Source organism: Porphyromonas miyakawae (assembly GCF_045865415.1).
Taxonomy (GTDB): domain Bacteria; phylum Bacteroidota; class Bacteroidia; order Bacteroidales; family Porphyromonadaceae; genus Porphyromonas; species Porphyromonas miyakawae.
Genome location: NZ_BAAFSF010000001.1, coordinates 441889 through 468673 on the forward strand (window position 1 = coordinate 441889; position 26785 = coordinate 468673).

At 44.8% G+C, this 26785-nt stretch carries 17 protein-coding genes, 2 tRNA genes and 1 other RNA gene; 16 read left to right on the top strand and 4 right to left on the bottom strand.

Translation table 11 applies throughout. The features are described 5' to 3' along the window. Positions 1-14: 14 nt before the first annotated feature. Genes nqrC through nqrF form a run of 4 tightly spaced genes read left to right on the top strand, consistent with a single transcriptional unit; the run spans position 15 to position 3353 of the window. Complete coding sequence (nqrC, locus tag ACLWMH_RS01665; RefSeq protein WP_411915022.1) at positions 15-791, top strand: NADH:ubiquinone reductase (Na(+)-transporting) subunit C; 777 nt, start codon at positions 15-17, stop codon at positions 789-791. 1 nt (position 792) lies between these two features. Further along, the gene (locus tag ACLWMH_RS01670) at positions 793-1413 is read left to right on the top strand and encodes an NADH:ubiquinone reductase (Na(+)-transporting) subunit D (RefSeq protein WP_411915023.1); all 621 of its coding nucleotides are present in this window, start codon (positions 793-795) and stop codon (positions 1411-1413) included. Positions 1414-1454: 41 nt separating this feature from the next. After that, the gene (gene nqrE, locus ACLWMH_RS01675) at positions 1455-2069 is read left to right on the top strand and encodes an NADH:ubiquinone reductase (Na(+)-transporting) subunit E (RefSeq protein WP_411915024.1); all 615 of its coding nucleotides are present in this window, start codon (positions 1455-1457) and stop codon (positions 2067-2069) included. Between the two features lie 18 nt (positions 2070-2087). After that, positions 2088-3353, top strand: a complete 1266-nt coding sequence (gene nqrF / locus ACLWMH_RS01680) for an NADH:ubiquinone reductase (Na(+)-transporting) subunit F (RefSeq protein ID WP_411915025.1) — start codon at positions 2088-2090, stop codon at positions 3351-3353. A 434-nt stretch (positions 3354-3787) separates the two neighbouring features. On the opposite strand, the gene ACLWMH_RS01685 is transcribed toward nqrF, so the two are convergent. The 4 genes from ACLWMH_RS01685 to ACLWMH_RS01700 form a co-directional block, all read right to left on the bottom strand. After that, positions 3788-5848: a M3 family metallopeptidase gene (locus ACLWMH_RS01685; RefSeq protein ID WP_411915026.1), complete on the bottom strand. Its 2061-nt coding sequence runs from the start codon at positions 5846-5848 to the stop codon at positions 3788-3790. A 136-nt stretch (positions 5849-5984) separates the two neighbouring features. Next, positions 5985-7265 (bottom strand): glycoside hydrolase family 57 protein, encoded by a 1281-nt coding sequence (locus ACLWMH_RS01690; RefSeq protein WP_411915027.1) that lies wholly within the window; start codon positions 7263-7265, stop codon positions 5985-5987. Further along, a complete protein-coding gene (locus ACLWMH_RS01695) occupies positions 7262-8530 on the bottom strand; it encodes a glycosyltransferase family 4 protein (RefSeq protein WP_411915028.1) in 1269 nt (422 codons plus the stop codon). Before ACLWMH_RS01695 ends, ACLWMH_RS01690 begins: the two co-directional genes overlap by 4 nt. Positions 8531-8536: 6 nt before the next feature. After that, a complete protein-coding gene (locus tag ACLWMH_RS01700) occupies positions 8537-10516 on the bottom strand; it encodes a glycogen debranching enzyme N-terminal domain-containing protein (RefSeq protein ID WP_411915029.1) in 1980 nt (659 codons plus the stop codon). 899 nt (positions 10517-11415) lie between these two features. On the opposite strand from ACLWMH_RS01700, the gene ACLWMH_RS01705 reads away from it, so the two are divergent. From ACLWMH_RS01705 to fusA, 12 genes are all read left to right on the top strand, one after another. Then, complete coding sequence (locus tag ACLWMH_RS01705; RefSeq protein WP_411915030.1) at positions 11416-13041, top strand: CTP synthase; 1626 nt, start codon at positions 11416-11418, stop codon at positions 13039-13041. Positions 13042-13115: 74 nt separating this feature from the next. Beyond that, a complete protein-coding gene (yidC, locus tag ACLWMH_RS01710) occupies positions 13116-14981 on the top strand; it encodes a membrane protein insertase YidC (RefSeq protein ID WP_411915031.1) in 1866 nt (621 codons plus the stop codon). After that, complete coding sequence (locus ACLWMH_RS01715) at positions 14978-16876, top strand: amidophosphoribosyltransferase (RefSeq protein ID WP_411915032.1); 1899 nt, start codon at positions 14978-14980, stop codon at positions 16874-16876. The genes yidC and ACLWMH_RS01715 overlap by 4 nt, the downstream gene beginning before the upstream one ends. An 11-nt stretch (positions 16877-16887) precedes the next feature. Beyond that, complete coding sequence (gene carA / locus ACLWMH_RS01720; RefSeq protein WP_411915033.1) at positions 16888-17964, top strand: glutamine-hydrolyzing carbamoyl-phosphate synthase small subunit; 1077 nt, start codon at positions 16888-16890, stop codon at positions 17962-17964. A 4-nt stretch (positions 17965-17968) separates the two neighbouring features. After that, positions 17969-21190: a carbamoyl-phosphate synthase (glutamine-hydrolyzing) large subunit gene (gene carB, locus ACLWMH_RS01725; protein WP_411915034.1), complete on the top strand. Its 3222-nt coding sequence runs from the start codon at positions 17969-17971 to the stop codon at positions 21188-21190. Further along, entirely contained in the window at positions 21177-21932 is a 756-nt protein-coding gene (locus ACLWMH_RS01730; RefSeq protein ID WP_411915035.1) for a tRNA1(Val) (adenine(37)-N6)-methyltransferase, read from the top strand. The genes carB and ACLWMH_RS01730 overlap by 14 nt, the downstream gene beginning before the upstream one ends. Before the next feature lie 540 nt (positions 21933-22472). Continuing rightward, positions 22473-22886, top strand: a transfer-messenger RNA (tmRNA) gene (ssrA, locus tag ACLWMH_RS01735). A gap of 12 nt (positions 22887-22898) precedes the next feature. Beyond that, a tRNA-Gln gene (locus ACLWMH_RS01740) sits at positions 22899-22969 on the top strand. Positions 22970-23038: 69 nt separating this feature from the next. Next, positions 23039-23109, top strand: a tRNA-Gln gene (locus tag ACLWMH_RS01745). 278 nt (positions 23110-23387) lie between these two features. After that, positions 23388-23774 (top strand): 30S ribosomal protein S12, encoded by a 387-nt coding sequence (gene rpsL / locus ACLWMH_RS01750; protein WP_411915036.1) that lies wholly within the window; start codon positions 23388-23390, stop codon positions 23772-23774. Between the two features lie 390 nt (positions 23775-24164). Next, positions 24165-24641, top strand: a complete 477-nt coding sequence (gene rpsG, locus ACLWMH_RS01755; RefSeq protein WP_411915037.1) for a 30S ribosomal protein S7 — start codon at positions 24165-24167, stop codon at positions 24639-24641. A gap of 19 nt (positions 24642-24660) precedes the next feature. Next, the gene (gene fusA, locus ACLWMH_RS01760) at positions 24661-26784 is read left to right on the top strand and encodes an elongation factor G (RefSeq protein WP_411915038.1); all 2124 of its coding nucleotides are present in this window, start codon (positions 24661-24663) and stop codon (positions 26782-26784) included. Position 26785: the final 1 nt, after the last annotated feature.

Below are 26785 nucleotides of genomic sequence, written 5' to 3' on the forward strand. Positions count from 1 at the left end.
CTATTATGGGTAAGATGAATAAAGATAGTAACAGTTATACGCTTATCTACACAGCAGTGATGATTATCATTGTAGCGGTAGCTTTAGCGTTTACTTCGCAGGTACTCAGAAAGCCCCAGCAAGCCAATGAGAGAATTGATAAAATGCAGCAGGTGCTCCGTAGCCTCAAGCAAAATCCTGATGATAAGGCTCAGGTAATCAATGTCTATCAATCAACTATTAAGCGCGAGTTGCTTATCAATGATAAGGGTGACATTGTAAAAGAGTTTACCGGAAGCGAGTTGGGTAGCAGTGAGGTGTTTTATATGAACACAAAGAACCAGTATAAATATTATAGAAAAGATGCTACTACTCCGCTACCACTCTATGAAGCTGAAGTGGATGGATCTACCAAATATGTGATTCCGCTTAACGGAATGGGACTATGGGGTGATATATGGGGTTATATAGCTCTCAACGACGATGGATATACAGTGTATGGGATAGACTTTAGTCACGCTTCAGAGACGCCCGGGTTGGGTGGCGAAATTGTGCATGAAGCCTTCTCCTCCCAATTTGATGGAAAGCATATAGGTACTTTAGAAACCGGAGTAGTGGGTATAGCTGTAGTGAAGAAAGGTCGTAAGGTGCAGAATATGGATCAGGTAGATGGTATTTCCGGAGGAACGCTTACCAGCAACGGAGTGAACGATATGTTGCACGACTGCTTGATACCTTACAACGCTTTCCTCGGTAAGTTGGCAAAGGGAACTCCCGTAAGTAACGATATAACAACAGAAGGAATAAACTAATATGGATAAAAAAACAAAAGAGGTACTCTTAGGGCCTCTCAATAATAATAACCCCGTATTGGTACAGGTGCTTGGGATATGTAGTGCGCTTGCCGTTACTTCTCAGCTGAAGCCCGCTATGGTAATGGGGCTTAGTGTGATAGTGGTAGTAGCTTTTGCCAATTTGATTATATCCCTATTACGTAAGGGAATTCCCACTCGGATACGAATTATTGTGCAGTTAGTTGTATGTGCCGCACTGGTTTCTATTGTGAACGAAGTATTGAAGGCCTTTGCTTATGACGTAAGTAAGCAACTTTCTGTGTATGTCGGATTGATCATTACCAATTGTATCCTAATGGGACGTTTGGAGGCATTTGCATTGAACAATAAGCCTTGGGCTTCCTTCTTGGATGGAATTGGCAACGGGGTAGGTTATGCCATAGTGCTTATTATCATAGCCTTTGTAAGAGAGCTATTCGGTTTCGGATCGCTTTTTGGTATTCAGATAATTCCGAGCAGCTGGTATGATGCCGGCTATGAAAACTTTGGTTTGATGAATATGGCTCCTATGGCATTAGTGTTGTTGGCTTGTATAGTATGGGTACAACGCTCTCGTGTGAAGGAACTTCAGGAGATATAAATAAGAGCAGAAGACCTATTTGTTGAGATAGAGTATTAATTATGGATTATTTGAGTCTATTCTTCCGGAGTATCTTCATTGATAATATGATCTTTGCATATTATCTTGGGATGTGCTCCTTCTTGGCTGTTTCGAAGAATGTAAAGACCTCTTTCGGCTTGGGAATGGCAGTGACGTTTATTCTAACGTGTACTTTGCCAATTAACTGGCTGCTGGAGAACTATATCTTCAAAGAAGGGGCTCTCTCTTGGTTAGGTCCCAACTTTGCGAATATGGATCTGAGCTTCCTCTCTTTCATCATCTTCATTGCTGTTATTGCGGCTTTTACGCAGTTGGTAGAGATGATCGTAGAGCGTTATTCTCCTTCGTTGTATAACTCCCTGGGTATTTTCCTCCCTTTGATTGCAGTGAACTGCTCTATCTTAGGCGGATCTCTCTTTATGCAGCAACGTGAGTTTGCCGACTTAGGCGAAGCTACTATCTATGGTTTTGGCTCGGGACTTGGTTGGCTATTAGCCATTGTCGGTGTGGCTGCAATACGTGAAAAGTTGAAATTCTCTAATGTGCCTAAGCCACTTCGTGGATATGGTATTGTATTGATAATTACCGGATTGATGGGAATCGCTTTCCTAAGCTTCTCCGGTGTAAAACTCTAATTCTCAAAACGTAAACCTATGGATGTCAATTATCTATTGATCGTAACTGGTGTGGTTGTCTTTTTGATTATCATACTGATTTTGGTCATCCTTTTGTTATTTGCTAAAAAGAAGCTGATACCGAGTGGCAATGTAAAGCTTACCATAAATGGAGACCGTGAATTAGAGGTGCCTTTGGGGGGAACTTTGCTCAACACGCTTCAAAATGAAGGTATTTTTCTCTCTTCTGCTTGTGGTGGAGGAGGTACATGTGGTCAATGCCGCGTGCAAGTGCTCGAGGGGGGTGGTCAGATCCTCCCGACTGAAACACCGCATTTTACTCGTAAGGAGCAAATGAATCATTGGCGCTTGGGATGCCAAACAAAGGTTAAGGAGCCGCTCTCCATTCTAGTGGACGAATCTATATTCGGCATTAAGGAATGGGAATGTGAGGTGCTGTCTAATCGTAACGTATCTACGTTTATCAAGGAGTTTGTGGTTAAGCTACCTGAAGGCGAGCACATGGAGTTCAAGAGTGGTAGCTATGCACAGATTAAGATACCGGCTTATGAAGTAGATTATAGTTCATTCGACATAACCAATAAGGCGGGAGAGGATCCGTTCCGTGCCGATTGGGATAAGTTTGGTATGTGGGGTATTAAGTCTCGCAATACTGAACCTACTGTGCGAGCTTACTCTATGGCTAATTACCCTGAAGAGGGGAATATTATTACCTTAAATGTGCGTATTGCTACACCGCCTATAGATCGCAATACGCATACATGGATGGCAGGGGTGCCGACCGGAGTTGCATCTAGCTATATTTTCTCTTTGAAACCCGGTGATAAAGTCACTATGAGTGGTCCTTATGGGGACTTCCATATCAATGAGAATAGCGATGCAGAAATGCTTTATATCGGAGGTGGAGCAGGTATGGCTCCCTTACGTGCTCAGCTATTACATTTATTCCGTACGGAAAAAACTACTCGTAAGGTTACATTCTGGTACGGAGCCCGTTCAAAGAGTGAAATATTCTATGAGGAAGATTTTCGCGCTATTGAAAAAGAATTTCCTAACTTTAAGTTTGTAATTGCTTTGAGTGCTGCACGGCCGGAAGATAATTGGGATGGACCTACGGGCTTTATCCACCAAGTGATATACGACAATTATCTCAAGGATCACGATGCACCTGAGGATATAGAGTACTACATGTGTGGACCCGGTCCGATGTCAGCTTCTGCACTTAAGATGCTGGATGACTTGGGGGTAGATCCGGGGCAAATACACTTCGATAATTTCGGATAAATCTATAAAGAGTAATAATTTTCGTTTCGTGATGACCCTGAGAGGATTTAAGGCCTCTCGGGGTCTTTTTTATGTGCATTTCTTAGTTTGTGCTTAAAATAGCAAGCCTTTACAATTGTGCCGAGGCAGCAAACAAGGATAAGGCGAGCATGATTACATAGGTGCTGATTGCAAACGCTGCTTTTAGCTACTAGCTTCCAATGCTGGACAATGACCTTATTGTACGTTCGGAATAGTGCTTTTGCATAGGGTGACAGATCCCTTTTCAGCAGAGCCGGTAGATAAGTTAGTCCGAGTACTTTCTCCTTCTTATATCTACTTGCTCATTAAGCGAAAAAACATCTATACCTTTCACGCAAAAGGTATAGATGTTTCAATTGAAAGTTATAGATAAATGAATGGTGCGAAAGATCTAAATCTTTTTGTCCGCCCTTTTACTCTCTCAATCCATCTTGGTGAATAAGTGCACTTACAAGGGGTCTGCGGCCTCGGAATCGTTCATAGAGTTCCATGGCCTCCTCCGTATCTCCTTTCTCCAGTATTTCTCGTCTGAAGCAGTCCGCCACGAGTGTATTGTAGATTCCCTTTTCTTGGAATAGGGAAAAAGCGTCCGCTGCCAGTACTTCGCTCCATTTATACCCGTAGTAGCCTGCTGCATAGCCTCCTGCAAAGAGGTGTCCGAACGCACTGCTCATTAGGCATCCCTCGGCTGGAAGCGGGAAGCAGGTGGCTTGCTTCATAGCATTTTTCTCGAATGCCTCTATATCCATAGGAATATCCTCCTTAGAGGTGATGGAGTGATAAGCCATATCAAGGAATCCGAAAGAGAGCTGCCTTTGTGTAGCATATCCACTTTGGAAGCAACGAGTCGCCAGAATCTTGTCTATTAAGTGCTGAGGAAGTGGGGCGTTTGTCTGGTAGTGCTTTGCAAAGCTTTGGAGAAACTCCGGCTCATAAAGCCAATTCTCCATGATTTGACTGGGTAGCTCTACGAAATCTCGCGTTACATTAGTCCCACTGAGCGATTTATAGCGCACTTGGGAGAGCATGCCATGCATGGCATGTCCAAATTCATGTAGCAGTGTATGTACATCTTCTAAATAGAGTAATGCGGGGCGATCTGCTTCAGGTGGGGTAAAATTCATTACAATAAGAATATGGGGTCGCTGCTTTTCATCTTGATCTTTCAAGTTATTCATCCAAGCCCCACTTCTTTTGCCGGAACGAGCGAAGAGATCCAAATAGAGCAGCCCCAAATGCCGGTCCGTTTGATTATCCCATACTTCAAAGGTCTTTACACAAGGGTCGTAAACGGGTATATCGCTACGCTCTATAAAGTGAATCCGATAGAGCTGTTCTGCCAGTCTGAGTACTCCGCTAACTGCTTGGTCAGCAGGGAAATAAGCACGCACTTCCTCTCTATTGTAATCCAATTGCTTACGACGGATTTGCTCAAAAAGATATGGTATATTCCATGGTGTAACACTGAGTGTCGGGTCTTGCGCTGCCAGCATACGCAGTTCTGCTTGGCATTTATTACGCGAGGCCGTTTCTAATTCATTCAGTAGCTTGATTACCTCTTCCGGATCAGAGAGCATGCGGTCTTTGAGTGCATAGGCTGCATAGGATGAATAGCCAAGTATTTGGGCTATCTCTAAGCGAGCCGCTATGATTGTGCGTATGAGGTGCGTTGTATTGTAGCAGTTAGGATGATTGCCTCGTTGCATCCATGCGTAATAGAAGGTCTTACGAAGTGCCTCATCCGGTGAGTAGCTCATTACGGCTTGGTATTCGGGAGCTGTAAGGGCGAATAGGTAGCCGCTTTCTTGTCTCTCTTCCGTACAGCGACTTTTTGCTCTATTGAGTATGCTTTGGGGGAGGGGCTCTACTGCTGCACTCCCTAAGGGTAAGAAGTATCTAAATAACTCCTGATCCTTCAGTGCCTGATTGCCAAAAGCTGTCGTTGACTTGCTGAGGCGTAAGAATACTTTTCCCAGATTTTCCTGTTGTGCTTCGTTGACCGCTGCTCCACTATCAACAAACGATTCATAAGCGCGGTACATGAGGCGTTTTTCTTCTTTCGACAATGCAAGGAACTCCCGCTGCTCATAGAGCGTGTGAATGCGTTTGAAGAGTATGGGGGAGTGTAACTTGCGTAGTCGTAGAGCAGTAAGCTTAGGCGCAAACTCCTCCGAAAGGGCCATGAGTTTTTCAGAGGAATGTGCATGAAGAAGATTGTAAAAAGCCCCTAAAAGCGCTTCGAGGGCTTTGCCACTCTCCTCGAGTGCCAAAATAGTATTCTCAAAAGAGGGGGAGTCTGCGTTGCGCTCAATGGTAAGGATATCTTCCTCCTCTTGTGCGATAGCCTCATCAATAAGATGAGCAAAGTCATCCTCTTTCAGTACATCAAAGGGATATGCCCCGAGCGGGGTGTCGGGGTGTATAAAGAGGCTCTCGAGTTGTTCTTTAGGATTGTTATTTTGCTGTGTGGACATGTTCTTTGTTATAGGCATGCAGTTAGTTGATTATCTATGGCAAAGATAAGATTTTGATAAGCATGTTTATATATACAACTGCCCCTTCTGCATTATACGTTTGCAGGAGGGGCAGTTGTTGTGCGTAAAGAAGCGTTTAATGCTTCTCTTTAAGCATGTCTAGCTCCCTTTGGAGTTGTGTTATCTTTTCATTTTGGTTGTCTATCGTAGATAGGAGGGCATGCAGTTCTTCATTTTCTATGGAAGAGGGGTATTCAGTTTCAATTCGTAAAATAAAGTCACTGAGTACATTCATATAGTTTGTGAAGGCTGCAAAGGGGGTATCGAAAGGGGAGAAGGTGCCGACAAGCTCTTTGCGGGTGTTCATATAGTAAAAATGGTCGGCACTTTGTAAGTAAAGCCAGTCCTGTAAGAGATTGTTGTCTCGCGTAATACGCACTCTTTCGCCCCATTTGAGGAGAAGCTCCTTGGCTCCCTCTTGTAGCTCGTTGCCCAGCCAGGGAGAGCTATCTTTGGCCTCCCCGATAATACTGATAGGGTACCGTACTTCCAGTGCACCACCGAGGGCTTTTCTCTCAATGGATTCCTTTGCTGTGGAGAAGCCTATCCCGGCTTCTTGAGCCATATGCGGTAGTGCCTTAAAGAAGTCGAATATGCCGGTTGCAGCACTCCATAGGGTCCCCATTACTTCATAGTCCATATAGAGTACGACTTCCTCTTCGTCGGTGGGTAATGATTGGATGGCGCGTAGGAGCTTGTCTACTGTGTAGGGGTAATCACCTGAGTCGTAGCGTCCAAATAGTACCTGTATTTTGTCACTAATAGCAGCGTTACGGACTAAGAGCTTTATGGGGTGTGCGTTGTTGGTTTGGTAGAGGTAGTTAGGACTTTTCCAGCCGAGAATATGCTTTGCCCCTTCGGTGAGGATTCCTTTATAGCCAAGCGCATAGACCGATTCAGCTATTTCATCATTATAGAGCAACTCCGTATTGCATACCACGGAGGGCGTAATGCCAAAAAGGGAAGTTACATTGCGAGAATGCAGACGCATTTGGTACTCAAACTCTTTCTTGTCGAAAAGCGATGCAATAGAGTGTGCATAAGGAGTGGCCAAGAAGTCGGTCCGCCCGGTTTCGGCGAGCAACTTGAAAGTATGGATAGTTTCGGGAGCAAAGGTTTCCAATTGCTCAATCATCGTGCCGCTAATCACAAAAGAGACCTTGAAGTCGGGGTTCTGCTCCATGAGTTGGAGCAAAGCTTCATTAGCGGGTGCATAGGTTTGCTCATTGTTTCGTCGGATGATTTCTTCGTTCTCGAAGTCATCGTAGTAATAATGATCATTTCCGATGTCAAAGAAGCGGTATCGTTTTAGTCGGAATGGCTGATGAAGATTAAATATGAGCGTGATCTTTTTCATCTGTTAGAGAGTAGTTTAGAATAAATATCCGATAGTTTGCGGCCCGCATCGTACCATTTAATGTTGTTTACCTCCTCCAGGCCTTTTTCCTTGAGGAATTGGTGTAGCGACGGATAGGCAATCACCGAGTGAATGGCATTAGCCAGAGCATCTACATCCCAATAGTCTACCTTTAGTGCGTAGCGGAGTATCTCAGCGCAACCCGATTGTACAGAGATGATGGAGGGCACCCCACACTGCATTGCTTCCAAGGGCGAGATGCCAAAGGGCTCGCTTACCGAAGGCATTACATACACATCACTTGCTTTGTATATCTCATATACCTCTCTCCCTTTCATAAATCCGGTGAAATGAAAGCGGTCTGCTATGCGACGTTGTGCTACAAGTCGGATCATGCTGTCCATCATATCCCCATTGCCGGCCATTACAAAGCGCACTCCTTGGGTATTGCGAAGTACTTTCGCTGCGGCCTCTACAAAGTATTCCGGTCCCTTCTGCATGGTTATTCGCCCGAGGAAGGTGACCACTTTGTCCTTTACGCCCCGTTTGTTCGGAAGCTCTAATATTTGTTTACTGAGCGGAGTTACTGCATTGTGTACGGTTGTTACCTTGTCGGGTGGCTGATGGTATTTGTCGATAACGGTGCGTCGTGTCAGATCACTTACGGTAACTATGTGATCGGCATGATTCATCCCATCCAATTCAATGCGGAAAACCTCGGGATTTACATTACCACGGCTTCTGTCAAAGTCGGTAGCATGTACGTGTATGACTAAAGGTTTCCCACTTATTGCTTTGGCATGGATGCCGGCAGGGTAGCATACCCAGTCATGTGCATGGATGATGTCGAAGTCCGTAGCTCGGGCAATCACGCCTGCAACAATGGAGTAGTTATTGATCTCCTCTAAGAGGTTGTTGGGGTATCCGCCCGCAAATGGAATGCAACCCAAGGAATCCGTGTAGCGGTAACGAAAGTCGGCATAGAGGTGTTTGCGTAACCGGTAGTATTCGTTGGGCGTGGTCCGTGAGCCGAAGTGTGCTTGTATCTGATCCGGAGTTACGTCTTTGTACACAATAGGAGTGGTGTCAGCACCAATGATCTTGACAAAAGTAGCCTCTTCATCTCCGTAGGGGTGAGGAACGACAAAGGAGATCTCATCAACTCCGGGCTGCTCGGCAAGCCCTTCGGTTAGTCCGTAGCTCGCTGTGCCTAATCCGCCGAATATATGGGGAGGAAACTCCCAACCAAACATTAATACTTTCACCGCTTATCAGTCGTCCAAAAGGTAATTAAAAGAGAGTTGTTCTTTCTGTGCGGCATGCTCAATAATGTATTGCCCTCTTAATATTTCTCCTACACTCATGGCAAAAGAGATCGCCCCGTGCCATTCATAGGGAGGGGTGCCATCGTACAGCTCCGAATAGGTAGCCACGCCATGTCGCTTAATTTCATCCGTAAGAGCGATAAAAATACGTTTCAGAAAGCTTATCCCCTTACTGCCATAGATCCGAAGGTAGGCATCCGTGTATGCACCCATGAGCCAAGGCCAGGCGGAGCCATTGTAGTAGGCTATATTCCGCTCTGATTGTAACCCATCGCAGTGGGGTTTATAGCCGTCGCTTCGGGGACTGAGCGTGCGAATCCCCTTAGGTGTGAGTAACTCTTTTGTAATGATATCCAATACATCACGCTGCTTGCGTCTCTCCATGGGTGAGTAGGGCAGAGAAATCGCAAAAAGCATATTAGGTCGCACCCCCAACTCTTTATATCCGTTTTCTAATACATAGTCGTATAGGTAGCCATATGGATTGATGAAGGTGCTGCAGAAGTTCTGCTGAATCTTTTGTAAAAGGGCCTCAATACTGTGATCTTTCTCTCTTCCGGGTAGGGAGTTGTAGAACGAGAGTGCATTGAACCAAAGTGCATTTAGCTCTACTAAGTATCCACGCCTCGGAATAACCGCTTTGCCATCCACCTCCGCATCCATCCAGGTTAAGGCACGTCCATCCCCCTCTAAATAAAGCAATCCACTCTCGGTGAGGCGACAGTTGGGGTGTCGGTTACTCAAATAGTAGCGAATAATCTCATCCAAAAGGTGACCATACTTGGCCGATGCAGCCTCTATACCTACAAAGTCGGCATACTGCATAATACAGCGAACAGCCCAAACTCCCACATCGGGATCTTTGAGCCCTTCTATGCGGCTTTCCCGGTAGTTGGCTTCTTGGTGGATGAAGTTTAGTAACTCCGGAATGGTAGTTTGCAAGATACGCTCAAAGGTCTCTTGTCGGTTTGCGTAGAGGGTACAGCCCGGGAGTGCAATGAAGGTGTCGCGGGCGCGTATGCCAAACCATGGGAAGCCTGCCAACAGATACTCTTTCTCGCCTTCTCTGACGTAGAATTGCTCGGCTGCATGGCGCAGGCACTCCGTAAATGAGGTGCGGGGAGGACGGCTTTGGGCTTCCTTTGCATAGAGCGTGTCGATGCTCGCAATGTCAAGCGAGGAGAGTCCTGCTGCAAAATAGATTGATTCACCCGGCTTAATTGCGCACTCAAAGTACCCCGGAGAATAGAGATCTTCCACTGACTCATATCCCCGAATCTTTTCCTTAAGGTATTGGAAGTGTTTGTACCAAAGTCCCTCTTCGTGGAAGGTTGCTTCGCCTGTGCATTGCATGTATAGCGTGGGATACTTAGGATAAAGACACATGGCGATACCATTTTCAACGGCGAGGCAGCGAGTGTCGGCTTGATCATTCTCGTGTGTGAGTAGTGTGACGTCTCGGAAAGCAACTAACGGACGCAACTGTAGCTTGGTGTCGCTATGTGCTTCCAGCAGTGTGTATTTGATGATTACCCGAGGTTGGTATCTCTCAAGAAGTATCTCTCGCTGAAGGAGCACTCCGCCTACTTGGTAGATGGTTTTGGGAACGCTATCTATGCTGCATGAGCGAATGTATTTGTGTCCACCGGGGGCTATATGCCCTCCTTCGTAGTAGTGAACAGCAGTGTGGAAAGGGGTGTTGTGCTGTATGACAGTAGCATCCAAAGAACTGAGCAATACATGATTGCGATCACTCAGCTCGGGGAGAGGTACTACCAGTAGACCATGGTACTTACGCGTATTGCAGCCTATTAAGGTGCTGCTACCGAAAGCCCCCATGCGATTGCTTCGTATGTATTCATAGCGGAGCGACTCATCAAGGTTAGCGAGTAGTGTGCGGTCAAATTTGAGATAGCTTTCGCCCATTGTCGTGTAAGTTTTATATTCTACATACGTACATATACAATATTGTAGCAGCTTTATTTTCTGTGCAGTGTATAAATTGTTTTACATGCTCACAGAGGCACTTTCGTTCGTTTGGTACGTGCTGCCTGGTTGCATTTGTAGGTTATGTCCTTTTATTTTTCTGACTCATGGCAAATATAATAATTACAAATTACTAATGACTTAATTTTCTGCACTACGCACTCACTCAGTATCGTTATCTACAGTTGGTTGTATCTTCGCCATATGTCATTGTTTGTTAGGTTTCTATTACTGTTCGTGAGAATCGTGATGTTGACTTTTTTCTAACTTATTTTACTTATTTGCAGTTACTTGTTTGCAGTGTTGAGGGGAAGTTTCAAGCTCCCCCTTTCCTTTGTGTTTATTTTTTGCGTTAGCCACTCTGTGAGCTTGTTGCTTCTGTGGTGCAATTCATAATCGTTTGCTTGTTTGCTTTTTTATTTGTTTCTTTGCGCTATTAATTATTTGTTTGTTTGTATCTGTTGGGCTGGGAGGGGGTTCTAGCCCAACGCTTCTTTAATTAATTCAACTAACGGACCTTTCTCGTATATCTGTGCGTAGGAACGCAATCATCGAATAGGTGAAAGTGGGTGCTTTCTGTACACCATTTCTTAAGTGCAGTATCTTGTGCTTTGTTAATGAATTTTTTGAGTGCCGCGATACTTACTTATCAATGGGGGTAGTAATAGCACCTTTCTTTTGCATGGATTTTATTTGTTTGTGTGTATAACCTCAATGTAATGTGTTTGTCTTCTTTGAATGCGTTATCTTTGCAAGGCGAAGATAAGGTGTGTATTTGAGGCAAGTGTCCTTCTTACGTATCTTGTGTGTGGGAGGAAAGAGAAAAGAACGATAATCGAATGAAACAGGACGATACGAGGTATATATTTGTTACAGGAGGGGTTGTCTCCTCTTTGGGGAAAGGGATTATAGCCGCATCTTTGGGCAAGCTGTTGCAGGCGCGAGGCTATAAGGTGACGATACAGAAGTTTGACCCCTACATCAATATTGATCCCGGAACACTCAATCCCTACGAGCACGGAGAGTGCTATGTAACGGATGATGGTTGTGAAACCGATTTGGATTTGGGCCACTATGAGCGCTTTCTCAATGTACAGACATCGCGCAATAATAATGTAACGACCGGTCGTATATATCAAACTGTAATTCGTAAAGAGCGTCGTGGCGATTATCTTGGAAAAACGGTGCAAGTGATTCCCCATATCACAGATGAGATCAAGCGCTGTGTGAAGTCCCTTGGGGAAAAAGAACACTATGACTTTGTGATTACAGAAATAGGCGGAGTTGTAGGCGATATAGAGGCACTTCCATTTATAGAAGCAGTACGTCAGCTCAAATGGGAAATGGGGCGGCGCTGTGCGGTAGTTCATCTTACTTATGTGCCTTTTATCAAAGCTGCAAAGGAGTATAAAACGAAACCCACACAGCACTCGGTAAAGCAATTACAGGAGAGTGGTATTCAACCCGATATATTGGTACTTCGTACAGAGCATCATTTGGAAGAGGATATGCTGCAAAAAGTCGCCCTCTTCTGTAATGTGGCTCCTGATGCAGTGATCCAGAGTATTGACATGCCTACCATATACGAGATTCCTCCCCTTTTGCTTAGTCAAGGCATGGATAGTACGCTTTTGAAGAAAATGGGAGTTGAACCCGGTCCGGATCCTGAATTAAAACCGTGGCGCTCTTTCGTCGATCGTATGAAGCGTGCTACGGAGGAGGTGCACATAGCCTTGGTGGGTAAGTATGTATCGTTGCAAGATGCCTATAAGAGTATCGACGAAGCGTTGCTCCAGTCTGCTATTTACAATGATCGGAAACTTAAATTGCTACTGGTGCAAAGTGAGAATCTTAAGGAAAAGGATTTGGAGAAAAAACTTGGGCATTGCGATGGTATAGTCGTTGCTCCCGGATTTGGTTCTCGAGGAGTAGAGGGCAAGCTATTGGCACTTCGATATGCACGCGAAAAGGGTATTCCTACTTTGGGTATATGCTTAGGAATGCAGTGTATGGCTATTGAATATGCCCGCAATGTATTGGGCTATAAAGATGCCAATACAGCTGAAATAGATGCCAATACGGCGCATAAGGTAATTGACCTGATGGATAACCAAAAGAATGTGACTGACCTAGGTGGGTCTATGCGTTTGGGAGGATATCCTTGTCGTTTGAAGAAAAACTCTAAGCTGGAGCAGGCATATGGCAAAGAGCTTATTAGGGAGCGCCATCGTCATCGTTACGAATTTAATAGTGCTTTTCTGGATGAGTTCGAACAACATGGTTTTCATGCAGTAGGAATAAATCCGGATAATGGGCTGATTGAAGCCTTAGAGCTGGATGGTCACCCTTGGTACATAGGTGTACAGTACCATCCGGAGTATAAGAGCACTGTACTGAACCCCAGCCCACTCTTTATGAGCTTTATTCAAGCTGCTATAGCTCATCAGGCAAAAACAAACAAGTAAGTAGAACTATATATTGTATAGCATGGCGAAATAATGTAGCAATTAGATGCATTGTTCGTTGTCAAATAGTGTAAATGGATAAGAATACCATCATTGGGATGATACTGATAGCCGTTGTGATCTTCGGCTTTTCTATATTGAATCGTCCCAAGCCCCATCAAGAAAAAATAGATACTCCGAAAACGGAGCTGGCAACTACAACTGAGAGCGAAAAAGTAGAATCGGGGGATTCTACCAAGCAGTCAGTATCCGTTGGAGGACTCTTTTCAACTAATGAATCTACAGTATCAAAGCAGATTGTATTAGAAAACGACCGTCTTGCAGTTACTCTTGATACAAAGGGGGGAATGCCGGTACGTGCTGAGCTAAAGGAGTATAAAACGTGGAATGAAAAGCCGCTGTATCTCTTTGATGGGGCAGCGCTTCTCAATATATATATTCGCACCATAGAGGGACGAATTGTAGAGTCAAAGGATCTTTCCTTTCAACCTGTCGCAAAGAGTGATTCTACCCTTACGATGCGTTTAGTAGCGGATAGCGTTGCTTATTTGGACCTCAACTATACTTTGCGCAGCGATGACTATATGTTGGACATGACGCTGACAAGTAATCAACCGGAGCGTATTTTCCCGGGCAATCTTAGCTTCCTCGACTTTGAGATGTCGCAGCAGATGCCCCGACAAGAAAAGTCATGGCAAAATGAAAATAACTATACCGGTATCTACTACAAGTTCTCAGACTCCGACGTAGAACGCCTCAAGGAGACTAAGCAGCAAAGTGAAAAGTCTGTAAGCGATCGTTTGCATTGGGTGGCTTTTAAGGACAAGTTCTTTGCAACGGTGTTTATTGCCGGAGACGAAGCGCATTATTTTGAGCATAACTCTATCGGACATACCACACTTCCTAAGGACGGAGCTTATACAAAGTCTGTATCGTTGGCCAGCTCTTTCCCCTTCACCTCCAGGTCCGGAGAAAGTGCAAAGTTCACCCTCTATATGGGTCCTTTGGAGCATCACCTGCTAAAGGCTTATGACAAGGGTGTAAATGGGCATGAACAGTTGCATTTAGAGCGATTGGTTTATGTGGGTGGAAGTCTTTTCCGTAGTATCAATCTATATTTGATCATTCCGGTGGTAGACTTTTTGAAAGGATTTATTGATAATTGGGGTATCATCATACTTTTGTTGACTCTGATTATCAAGTTGGCACTCTCTCCGCTTACCTTCAAGAGCTACATGTCACAGGCTAAGATGCGTGTTCTAAAGCCCCAAGTAGAGGCAATTAACGCCAAATATCCCGGCAACGAACAGAGCATGATGATGAAGCGCAGCCAAGAGACTATGGCACTCTATAAGGCCGCTGGAGCAAATCCGATGAGTGGCTGCCTGCCGATGCTCTTTCAAATGCCCTTCTTAATTGCACTTTATATGTTCTTCCCTACGGCAATAGACTTACGTGGTGAGCCATTCTTATGGGTTAAGGACCTTTCCTCGTATGATGCTATTCTTACTTGGAACTTTAATATTCCTATCCTCACAGGGTTGATGGGCAATCATATTAGTCTCTTTTGTTTACTTTGGGCTGTGACAAATATTCTCTACTCGCGTTATACAATGAGTCAGAATGCCACAGGTCAGAACAACCAACAAATGAAGATGATGAAGTGGATGCCCTACATGATGTCTATCATGTTCTTCTTTTTCTTCAATAACAACGCATCCGGACTTTGTTATTACTATTTTATCTCGACCTTAATCACGATCTTGCAGTTCGTGGCAAGCCGTTTGATGATAAATGAGGAAAAGGTATTGGCTCGTATAGAGGAGAATAAGAAAAAGCCCAAAAAGAAGAGTGGATTTGCCGCACGCTTAGAAGAGGCACAGCGTAAGCAAATGCAGATGATGCGCGAACAACAAAAGAAACAGGGAGGAAAAAGATGACCGATATCATAAAGCATGAGTGTGGTATTGCGATAGTGAGGCTTCGCAAGCCGTTGCAATATTACCAGGAGCAGTATGGCACTTGGATGTATGGGCTTAATAAGCTCTATCTCCTCATGGAAAAGCAGCACAATAGAGGACAAGATGGTGCCGGTCTTGCGGTAGTTAAGATGAGTGCCCCTCCCGGGGAGGAATACCTATTCAGAGAGCGTGCAGAAGGAAGCGGTGCTATCAGTGAGATCTTTAGTAGGATTCATCATCAGTTTGCCGATTACTCCTCAGAAGAGCTCTATAATCTTCAATTCGCAGAACAGAGTATCCCCTTTGCGGGTGAGTGCTATATGGGGCATTTGCGTTATAGCACCACAGGGAAAAGCGGACTTACCTATATCCACCCCATGGTGCGTAGAAGCAATTGGCGCGCTAAAAGCTTGGCACTATGTGGTAATTTCAATCTTACCAATGTAGATGCTATCTTTAAGGCAATAACCGACAAAGGACAGCACCCTCGCATTACGAGTGATACACACATTATGCTGGAGCAGATCGGTCACGCTTTGGATCGTGAGGTCGAACGCCTTTACCGTATCGGAAAGAATGAGCATAGTTTGGAGGGGATGGATATCACGCACTTCATAGAAGAGCGAATCAGCATCGGCAATGTGCTGAAGCGTTGTGCTCCCCTTTGGGATGGTGGCTACGTGATGTGCGGAGAAACGGGCAACGGAGAAGTGTTTGCTTTTAGAGATGCGCATGGGATACGTCCTGCTTTCTACTATATCGATGATGAGATCGTAGTCGTTGCAAGTGAACGGGCAGTTATACAAACTGTTATGTCAGTCTCTTTCGAAGAGGTAAAGGAATTGCAGCCGGGCGAGGCGCTGATAGTGAATCAAGCCGGAGACTGCAATTTTGAGCGTATCTTGGAAGAAGGTAAAAATGAGGCCTGCTCGTTTGAGCGCATCTATTTTTCTCGTGCTAGCGACAAGGAAATTTATCATGAGCGCAAAGCCTTAGGGCGTCAGCTTGTACCAGACATATTAGAAGCAGTAGATCACGATTTGGATCATACTGTCTTCTCTTTCATTCCCAATACAGCAGAAGTAGCCTATTATGGTATGATGGAGGGGCTTCGTGATCACCTCAATGGAGTAAAGGCAAAAGAAATAAGCCAATTACAGAATCCCACCGAGGAGCAGATCAAATCTATTCTGTCAAAAGCGGTACGAAGTGAGAAAGTGGCGATTAAAGATATAAAGTTGCGCACTTTTATTGCCGAGGGAAATAGCCGTAACGATCTGGCTGCCCATGTGTACGATGTGACCTATGGCAGTATTGTCAAGAATGTGGATCGCCTTGTTATAATTGATGATAGTATTGTACGCGGCACTACATTAAAGCAAAGTATCCTGCGAATGCTTACTCGTTTGGGACCCACCAAGATCGTGATAGCTTCAAGTGCCCCACAGATTCGTTATCCCGATTGTTATGGGATTGACATGCGCCATATGGAAGAGTTCATAGCTTTCCGTGCGGCTGTGGCACTGCATCATAGGTTAGGTACGGCATCCGTGATTATGGATCAGTATCGTAAGGCTCTCGCTTATGTGCAGCGTCCTAAGACACAAATAGTACCCAACGTAGTAAAAGCTATTTACAAGCCCTTTACGGCTGAGGAGATCACACGTCAGATAGCCGAAATGGTTCGTCCTGAAGAGTGCTCTTGTCCTGTTTCTATTGTTTTCCAATCTATTGAGGGGCTTAGGGCAGCGATCCCGGAGCATCCCGGAGCATGGTATTTTACCGGAGACTACCCAACCCCCGGTGGGTATCATTTGGTGAACGAATCGTTTATTCGTTACGTGGAGGATATATATATGAAGCATCCTAATTGAGGAGAAGCGTTATGACAAAAGGAGTTTTAGTATTGGAAGATAGCTCACGCTTTGAAGGTGTCTCCTTTGGAGCTGCGCGCAATAGCATTGGGGAGGTAGTCTTTAATACCGCCATGAATGGTTATCCGGAAGGGCTTTCCGATCCGAGTTTTATGGGCCAAATCCTATTGGAGACCTATCCCATGATAGGAAATTACGGAATGCCGAAGGAGACGCGCGATGCCAATCAAATATCAGAAGAATACGAAAGTGATCGTATTTGGGTACAAGGCTTGATCTGTGCAGATTACTCCACCCATTACAGTCATTGGGATGCCTCCTCTTCACTTGCTGATAAGTTGATAGAAAATGGTACTCCGGCATTAAGTGGAATTGATACACGAGCATTGACTAAGCATTTGCGTGAAAAAGGCTCCATGAAAGGTACTATTCTTATAGAAGGAGTGACAGAAGAGCCTGTGGATGAGCTATTTGAAACCCGAAACCTCGTGGCATGTGCTTCTATCAATGAGCCTATTATTTATGGGAGCGGCGCAACGCGCATTGCCATGATTGACTGCGGGGTCAAAAATAATATGCTCCGCCAGCTTATTAGACCGGAGGTAACCTTAATTCGACTTCCTTGGGATTATGATCTTTCCTCTGTGGAATATGATGCGCTCTTTATATCAAATGGACCGGGAGATCCTACGAAGTGCGGTAAGACGATATCCATGATACGCGACTGTTACAATGACAGTAAACCGATCATGGGCATTTGTATGGGTAATCAATTGATGGCTCTTGCTGCCGGAGCAAATATATACAAACTTAAATATGGGCATCGCAGTCATAATCAGCCGGTAATGGAGTGTGATACGAAGCGTTGCTTTATTACCAGCCAGAACCATAGCTTTGCGGTGGATAATAGTACTATACCGAGTGATTGGCAGTGCAGCTATATTAACCTGAATGACCATACCAATGAGGGCTTGCAGCACAAAACAAAGCCTTTCTTCAGTGTACAGTTCCACCCGGAAGCTTGTGGCGGACCTACCGATACGCTTTTTCTCTTTGATCAATTCATTCACACAGCAGTAAATCGTTAGACCTATGAAAGAAGCGGGAATCAATAAAATATTGCTTTTGGGAAGTGGCGCACTCAAGATAGGTGAAGCCGGTGAGTTTGACTACTCCGGTAGCCAGGCTCTAAAAGCTGTGCGTGAAGAGGGAATCCGCACAATCCTCATCAACCCAAATATTGCTACGGTGCAGACAGGAAGCGAAGTGGCCGATGAAGTCTACTTCTTGCCTGTTACGCCATATTTTGTAGAGCGTGTTATTGAGAAGGAGCGTCCCGACGCCATCCTTCTTTCTTTTGGTGGACAAACGGCTCTTAATTGTGGGGTGGCTCTATACAAAAGTGGTGTATTGGAAAAGTACAATGTTAAAGTATTGGGTACTCCGGTAGATACCATTATTGCCACGGAAGACAGAGAGCTTTTTGTCGAAAAGCTGAACGAAATATCTGTAAAAACAATCAGCAGCCGAGCTTGTGAAAGCATCAACGAGGCTGCTCATGCCGCTGAGACTCTTGGGTATCCGGTGATTATACGCGCTGCATATGCTTTGGGTGGCTTGGGAAGCGGATTCTGCGATAATAAAGAAGAGTTAGTTAAGCTGTGTGAAAAGGCCTTTTCGTTCTCCCCACAAGTACTGGTAGAAAAGAGTCTTAAGGGGTGGAAGGAGATTGAATACGAAGTGGTGCGCGACCGATATGATAATTGCATCACGGTCTGCAATATGGAGAACTTTGACCCTTTAGGCATCCATACGGGCGAAAGTATTGTGGTAGCTCCCTCTCAAACGCTTTCCAATGACGACTATCACATGCTGCGTGAACTTTCTATCCGTATAATTCGTCATCTTGGAATAGTAGGGGAATGCAATGTACAATATGCTCTTGATCCTGAGAGTCGCGATTATCGTGTGATAGAGGTAAATGCTAGATTGTCGCGCTCTTCTGCATTAGCTTCAAAAGCAACGGGTTATCCCTTAGCTTTTGTAGCAGCCAAATTGGGGTTGGGTTACGCATTACACGAAGTAGCTAATAACGTGACCGGTACTACCTGTGCGTTCTTTGAACCGGCTCTTGATTACTGTGTGTGCAAAATACCACGCTGGGACTTAGGAAAGTTCCATGGCGTTTCACGTTTGCTGGGCAGTAGCATGAAGAGTGTAGGCGAAGTGATGGCGATTGGTCGTACTTTTGAGGAGGCTATCCAGAAAGGACTCCGTATGATTGGCCAAGGTATGCATGGTTTCTGTGAAAATAAAGAACTGGTGATACCTGACATTGACTCTGCACTCCGTGAGCCTACGGATCGTAGAATATTCGTAATAAGTAAAGCTCTTCGCCAAGGTTATACGGTGGATGCCATCCACGAACTTACCAAAATCGACAAATGGTTCCTCTATCGTCTAAAAGGAATAATTGATACGAGCGAACAGCTTGCCGCCTACAATTCAATTGAACAGGTGCCGGATGATCTGCTTTTATTAGCTAAACGACAGGGCTTTAGTGACTTCCAAGTGACACGTGCCATCAAAGGCATGAATGTAGAGATGGATGAAGCCATGATGGAGACGCGTAAGTATCGTCTTTCCCGAGGCATACGCCCTTATGTAAAACAGATTGATACACTGGCTGCTGAATTCCCCGCCAAAACGAATTACCTATACCTTACTTATCATGGTTCAGAGGATGATATCGTTTTTCCCGAGCAGAATAAATCTGTGATTGTACTGGGAAGCGGTGCTTATCGTATAGGAAGCAGTGTGGAGTTTGACTGGTGCGGAGTTAACGCTTTGCGAACGATCCGTCAGGCCGGTTATCCTTCAGTGATGATTAATTATAATCCGGAGACGGTTAGTACCGATTACGATATGAGTGATCGACTCTATTTCGATGAACTTACTTTTGAGCGAGTGCTGGATATCATTGAAATGGAAAAGCCGTTTGGTGTGATTGTGTCAACCGGTGGACAGATCCCAAATAATCTTGCTGTCCGTTTGGATGAGGTGGGTGTCCCCTTATTGGGTACCTCGGCCAAGAGTATTGATAATGCAGAAGATAGGCACAAATTCTCTGCCACAATGGACGGAATAGGTGTTGATCAACCTGCATGGCGCGAATTGACCTCTTTAGAAGATATAGAGCAATTTGTAGAAGAGGTAGGCTATCCGGTGTTGGTGCGTCCTAGTTATGTGCTGTCGGGTGCGGCTATGAATGTATGCTCTAATCAAGGGGAGCTTGTACGCTTCTTGAAACTTGCAGCTAATGTGTCGCAGAAACATCCCGTGGTGGTGAGTCAGTTTATTGAGCATGCCAAGGAGATAGAGATGGATGCTGTCGCTGACAAAGGCGAAATAGTGGCTTATGCCATTAGTGAGCATATAGAATTTGCAGGTGTGCATTCCGGAGACGCAACTATTCAGTTCCCTGCACAAAAGCTTTATGTCGAAACAGTGCGTAGAATTAAGCGGATTAGCCGAAAGATTGCTCAAGCGCTATGTATCAGTGGCCCCTTTAATATTCAGTTCCTTGCAAGGGAGAATGATATTAAGGTAATAGAGTGCAATCTAAGAGCCTCTCGTAGCTTCCCCTTTGTCAGCAAGGTGCTCAATATTAATTTTATTGACTTAGCAACCCGTATTATGTTGGGTCTTCCGTATGAGAAGCCCCAGAAGAGCGCATTTGACCTCGATTATATAGGAATTAAAGCTTCTCAGTTCTCTTTTAACCGTCTTCAGCAGGCTGACCCCGTACTCGGTGTGGATATGACTAGTACAGGCGAAGTTGGTTGTCTCGGAGATGATACGGATGAAGCAATTCTAAAGGCTATGCTATCCGTTGGCTATACTATCCCAAAGCGCAGTGTACTCATTTCGAGTGGGGGATATAAGCAAAAAGCTGACTTGCTTGAGCCTTGTCGTAAGCTTGCAGAGCGTGGATTTACTATTTATGCTACAGAGGGCACTCATAAGTTCTTACAGGATAATGGTGTGCCATCGGTACATGTGTATTGGCCTGACGAGGAGGGTAAGCCTCAAGCGCTCAATATGTTGCATGAGCGTAAAATTGATATGGTGGTCAATATCAATAAGAACCTCTCTCAAGGGGAGCTTACTAATGGGTATAGGTTGAGGAGAACGGCTATAGATCTCAATATACCTCTGATTACGAATGCCCGATTGGCAGCTGCTTTCATCAATGCCTTTACCCACTTAACGTTGGACGACATTGAAATAAAGCCGCGTAGTGCCTATAAATAACCATTTCTCGTTCAAGCAATTCTCCTTATCACAGGAGAATTGCGCACAACGTATCACCACGGATAGCGTCTTGTTAGGCGCATGGGCTTCTTTACCTTGCAATGAGAACGCTAAAACGGTCATAGATGTGGGATGTGGGTGTGGTGTGTTGACTCTAATGTTGGCGCAGCATAGCCCTGAAGCCCTCTACTATGCAGTGGAAATGGATCCTTCGGCCGCAGCTACTGCAGCCAATAATGCCTCTTCTTTTATAGCTTCTTGCCGACCCCACTGTCAAATAAAAGTGGTCAGAGCAGATTTTAATGAATGGTGGCGGGTGACGCCCCAAGCTTCCTCGATAGATCTAATCATTTCTAATCCACCCTATTTTAAGTGCGGACTAAAAACATCTTCTCCTGCCAAGGCGTTAGCACGTTATAATGACGCATTGTCTCTTGAAACGCTTATGGAGGCTTCTGCTCATCTGCTTAAGCCCGAAGGAAAAATAGCCTTAGTCACTCCCTGTGATAGCTACCGGTCGCTCTGTATGTCGGCAGCTTATCACCGCTTATCGCTGCTCCGTATGGCAGAGGTTGTAACCGTACGAGGCGCGCATCCTAAGCTCCTATTAAGTGAATGGGGTATCTGTAGCAAGGGAGGTTTCCCGGAAAAGGAGCAAATCGTGGTCCGAGAGCCTGATGGTACTTATTCAAACGAGTATCGTAAGCTTACCGCAGAATATCTCTTAGATTCTGCTCGATAATTAGATCTGAACATTTCAGTCAAAAGATCTATACCTATCATTTCATAGATCTATACTTTTTATTTCATAGATCTGTACTTATTGCTGTTCCCTGCATTAGCTTAAAAATCATGCCCTAATACATCATTGACCATTGATTTTGTTTTGGGGATTTATATGCTGTGGATTGTAAATAAGGGGATGCGAATTCGGTTATAGGAAAAACCTAATAAAAATACAGCTTCAGACTTTGTCGCGCATAGTAGATTACTCCGGATGATGCACTTTCTTATGTGAGCTGCTGTGCCTTTGTTGAACTTTCCGTGGAATAGCCCTTGTTGCTTACTTGAAAATAGGAGAGCGATAGGGTAGGGCTGTACAATTAGAATAAGGGGTGAAATAGCCATATAGATGATAAGATGTTTGTGGATATATGAAAATAATTATCTACCTTTGCACCACTCTATGGGGGAGATGAGCGATCAAGCCCGGTGAGTCGCCTGATAGAGGTAACAAGGAGGCGTGTTTAATCCCCTAATTGTTACTAATATCCTGCGCTGAGGGGTCGACTTGGCTTTGACAGCGTGACGAAGGGACAGGTAAGCATGCCGTGCGTGGATATTGCTAGCACGTTAATCTCAGTGTATCATAAAGATTTTAGTTGGCGAAAATAATTACGCTCTCGCTGCCTAACCGAAGTACAGTAAGTTACGGCTTTATCCGCTTACGATAGAAGTGGACGAGACGTCACCCGAAACTCTTATTCCGAAGTGAATCGAATTAGGTGGCGCACTAATATCGGAGTCTCCCATGTGAGATGCTCCCGTAGCATTATGGAGTATTACCGGAGATAAGCCATGCCTATATAGAGGCTTGAACTATGTGCATGGCCGACAAAGTAAAGATAAGATAAGCATGTAGAAAGCTTGCTCATTCCGCGTTTGGACGAGGGTTCAATTCCCTCCGGCTCCACCTCTCTGATGTTATTGTCTCGTGGTGTAATGGTAGCACAACAGATTCTGGTCCTGTTTGTCAAGGTTCGAATCCTTGCGAGACAACTCTTGCCGCTAAGCACAATTGCAATATTAATCTTTGCCGTGCTGTGTTTAGGGAAAGTAAAGTACGATTGTCCCGTGGTGTAATGGTAGCACAACAGGTTTTGGTTCTGTTTGACAAGGTTCGAGTCCTTGCGGGACAACTGATATTTGCGATAATTCCGTGCCCTTTATATTCTTTCTTCTAAGAGCCCAAGTCGGGTTCTTTTTTTGTCAGTACGATTTGTATTTCTACAAGTAGACTGACGTAGTTTGAACTTTATTTACTCATAGTAGAGTCTATTTCGGAATTTATTTGTACCTTTGCCGTGCTGCATTGAATTCAATGATGCTTTTATCGCGATTGAGAGTGTGCAGCAGAGTGTTAGAAGGTTGAATAAAGACAGAAGAAAATTTTTAAAGAAGTAAGGTAAGAAATATAATGCCTACAATACAGCAGTTAGTAAGAAAGGGAAGAGAATCCTTTACTGAAAAAGGTAAGAGTCCGGCACTGAATAGCTGTCCGCAGCGTCGCGGTGTGTGCGTGCGTGTATATACCACAACCCCGAAGAAGCCTAATTCGGCTCTCCGTAAGGTTGCTCGTGTACGTTTGACCAATGGTAAAGAAGTGAATGCTTATATACCGGGAGAAGGTCATAATTTACAAGAGCACAGTATTGTCTTAGTACGTGGAGGACGTGTGAAGGATTTACCGGGAGTACGTTATCATATAGTTCGTGGCACGTTGGATACAGCCGGTGTAAGTGGTCGTTTGCAACGTCGCAGTAAATACGGAGCTAAGCGTCCTAAGGAAGCTGCTAAGAAGTAATACAAAGTTTCCTTTTGTACTAAATTATTCCTTCTAATCGCAAACGAATATAGAAAAAGTATCAGTAACAGGAGTTTGGGTTGCGCATCAGATGCCGCTGGAGATGGTAGAAGCAATAAACCCAAATGAGTGAGATAAGAAAAAATAAACCGGTTTCGGTTTCGAATTGGATAGACTCACCAAAATAAAAGAGTTGAGTAAATGTTCCAGAGGGAGCGTTGAAGCGAGTAGCAACAAAGTCGGTATAAAAATAGGGTGGAATCCCCTAGAGATTTGAGAGATCCTCTCGCCGATAGATGTTTAGGTCTCTTTCTGATGAAGAGAGGGCCGGTTTCCGAAAGGAAAAGCTACAGCAGCCAATTAGAATTCGAACGCAAATAAAAAGCAGTAATGAGAAAATCCACACCTAAGAAGCGTCAGATTCTTCCTGACCCGATATATGGAGATCGTCAGGTGACAAAGTTTGTCAATCACTTGATGTATGATGGTAAGAAAAACATCGCTTTCTCCATCTTCTATAATGCTTTGGAGATTGTAAAGACAAAGATGGGCGAGGCTGAAAAGACCCCATTGGAAATCTGGAAAGCCGCATTAGATAATATTACCCCACAAGTGGAAGTTAAGTCACGTCGAATCGGTGGTGCTACATTCCAGGTGCCGACTGAGATACGTCCGGAACGTAAAGAGTCGGTTTCTATGAAGAACCTTATCTTGTTTGCCCGCAAGCGTGGCGGAAAGACAATGGCAGATAAATTAGCTGCCGAAATAGTTGATGCTTATAATAACCAAGGCGGTGCTTTTAAAAGAAAGGAAGACATGCATCGTATGGCTGAAGCTAACCGAGCCTTTGCCCACTTCCGTTTTTAACCAAAGAACCTAAACTATAATGTCTGAAAACTCAAATCTTAGTTTGACGAGAAATATCGGTATCATGGCGCACATCGATGCCGGTAAGACGACCACGAGTGAACGTATCCTCTTTTATACGGGATTAACCCATAAAATAGGTGAGGTCCATGACGGAGCCGCTACTATGGACTGGATGGCTCAGGAGCAAGAACGTGGTATTACAATTACCAGTGCAGCTACTACTGCATTTTGGAAGTATAACGATAAGAAGTACAAAATAAACCTGATTGACACTCCGGGGCACGTAGACTTTACCGTAGAAGTAGAGCGTTCGTTGCGTATTCTTGACGGTGCTGTTGCAGCTTTCTGTGCTGTCGGTGGAGTAGAGCCGCAGAGCGAGACTGTGTGGCGTCAGGCTGACAAATATCATGTACCCCGCCTTGCTTACGTCAATAAAATGGACCGTAGCGGGGCTAACTTCTTTGAAGTCTATCGCCAGATGAAAGAGGTGCTGGGCGCTAATCCATGCCCTATTCAGATACCTATCGGTGCTGAAGAAAATTTCAAGGGGGTGGTTGACCTGGTTACCATGAAGGCTATTTTGTGGCACACAGAGGACATGGGAGCTCACTATGAGGTAGAAGAAATCCCGAGTGACCTGCGTGCTGAAGCTGAAGAATGGCGTGATAAAATGTTGGAAGCTGTGGCAGAGTGCGATGATGAAGTAATGGAAAAGTACTTCGATGATCCCTCTTCACTCACAGAAGAAGAAATACGTAGAGCTATCCGTAAGGGAACGCTTTCTATGCATATTTTCCCGATGACTTGTGGTTCTTCTTTCAAGAATAAGGGAGTCCAGACTTTGCTAGATGCTGTATGTGCATATTTGCCAAGTCCGGTAGATACAGATGAGATTGTAGGTTCGCTTCCCGGTGATGAGTCAAATAAGCAAGTACGTAAGGTTTCTCCCGATGAGCCCCTTTGTGCACTTGCCTTTAAAATCGCTACTGACCCTTATGTGGGACGACTCTGCTTTTTCCGCGTCTATTCAGGAAAGCTTGAAGCCGGTAGCTATATTTTGAATACACGTACCGGTAAGAAGGAACGTATTAGCCGACTCTTCCAAATGCACTCTAATCACCAGAATCCTATGGAGGTGATTGGCTGTGGCGATATAGGTGCCGGCGTAGGCTTCAAAGATATTCGCACCGGTGATACCATCTGTGACGAAAATGCACCTATTACGTTGGAATCTATCGACTTCCCCGATCCCGTGATCGGTATTGCGGTAGAACCCAAAACGCAAAAGGACTTGGATAAATTGGATGTCGGATTGTCCAAACTTGCTGAAGAAGACCCCACATTCCGCGTGGCAACCAATGAAGAAACCGGTCAAACCGTAATCAGCGGTATGGGCGAACTTCACTTGGAAATCATTATTGACCGTCTGAAGCGTGAGTTTAAGGTAGAATGTAATCAAGGTCGTCCTCAGGTTTCTTACAAGGAGGCCATTACCAAGCCGGTTGAGCTTCGTGAAGTATACAAGAAGCAGACGGGTGGTCGTGGTAAATTCGCTGATATCATTGTGCGTATTGAACCGGCAGACGAAGATTTTGATGGCACTATGCAGTTTATCGATCAGGTAAAGGGAGGTAATGTGCCTAAGGAATATATTCCCTCTGTGCAGAAGGGTTTTGAAAAAGCCATGAAGAATGGGGTATTGGCAGGTTATCCCCTTGATAAACTCAAGGTGACCCTCCTTGATGGTAGCTACCATCCTGTGGACTCTGACCAGTTATCCTTCGAGGTGGCTGCTATGCAGGCATTTAAAAATGCATCCGCACAGGCTGGTCCCGTGCTGTTGGAGCCGATCATGAAAATCGAAGTTGTAACACCCGAAGAAAGTATGGGTGATGTGATTGGTGACTTGAATAAGCGTAGAGGTCAGATTCAAGGAATGGAGACAAGCCGTACCGGTGCACGTATCGTGAAGGCTGAAGCTCCTCTTAGCGAGATGTTTGGTTATGTGACGGCTTTGCGTACTATTACGAGTGGTCGTGCCACAAGCACCATGAGTTTCTCGCATTATGCAGAGGTATCCTCATCGATTGCCAAGCAGGTACTTGAAGAGGTTAACGGACGCGTAGATTTGGTAAAGTAGT

Bases quoted from the DNA above. Each gene is read 5' to 3' on its own strand.
- nqrC (WP_411915022.1), top strand. From the start codon at position 15: ATGAATAAAGATAGTAACAGTTATACGCTTATCTACACAGCAGTGATG.
- carB (WP_411915034.1), top strand. From the start codon at position 17,969: ATGAAAGAAGCGGGAATCAATAAAATATTGCTTTTGGGAAGTGGCGCA.
- ACLWMH_RS01715 (WP_411915032.1), top strand. From the start codon at position 14,978: ATGACCGATATCATAAAGCATGAGTGTGGTATTGCGATAGTGAGGCTT.
- carA (WP_411915033.1), top strand. From the start codon at position 16,888: ATGACAAAAGGAGTTTTAGTATTGGAAGATAGCTCACGCTTTGAAGGT.
- yidC (WP_411915031.1), top strand. From the start codon at position 13,116: ATGGATAAGAATACCATCATTGGGATGATACTGATAGCCGTTGTGATC.
- ACLWMH_RS01690 (WP_411915027.1), bottom strand. From the start codon at position 7,265: ATGAAAAAGATCACGCTCATATTTAATCTTCATCAGCCATTCCGACTA.
- ACLWMH_RS01700 (WP_411915029.1), bottom strand. From the start codon at position 10,516: ATGGGCGAAAGCTATCTCAAATTTGACCGCACACTACTCGCTAACCTT.
- rpsL (WP_411915036.1), top strand. From the start codon at position 23,388: ATGCCTACAATACAGCAGTTAGTAAGAAAGGGAAGAGAATCCTTTACT.
- rpsG (WP_411915037.1), top strand. From the start codon at position 24,165: ATGAGAAAATCCACACCTAAGAAGCGTCAGATTCTTCCTGACCCGATA.
- nqrE (WP_411915024.1), top strand. From the start codon at position 1,455: ATGGATTATTTGAGTCTATTCTTCCGGAGTATCTTCATTGATAATATG.
- nqrF (WP_411915025.1), top strand. From the start codon at position 2,088: ATGGATGTCAATTATCTATTGATCGTAACTGGTGTGGTTGTCTTTTTG.
- fusA (WP_411915038.1), top strand. From the start codon at position 24,661: ATGTCTGAAAACTCAAATCTTAGTTTGACGAGAAATATCGGTATCATG.
- ACLWMH_RS01705 (WP_411915030.1), top strand. From the start codon at position 11,416: ATGAAACAGGACGATACGAGGTATATATTTGTTACAGGAGGGGTTGTC.
- ACLWMH_RS01670 (WP_411915023.1), top strand. From the start codon at position 793: ATGGATAAAAAAACAAAAGAGGTACTCTTAGGGCCTCTCAATAATAAT.
- ACLWMH_RS01685 (WP_411915026.1), bottom strand. From the start codon at position 5,848: ATGTCCACACAGCAAAATAACAATCCTAAAGAACAACTCGAGAGCCTC.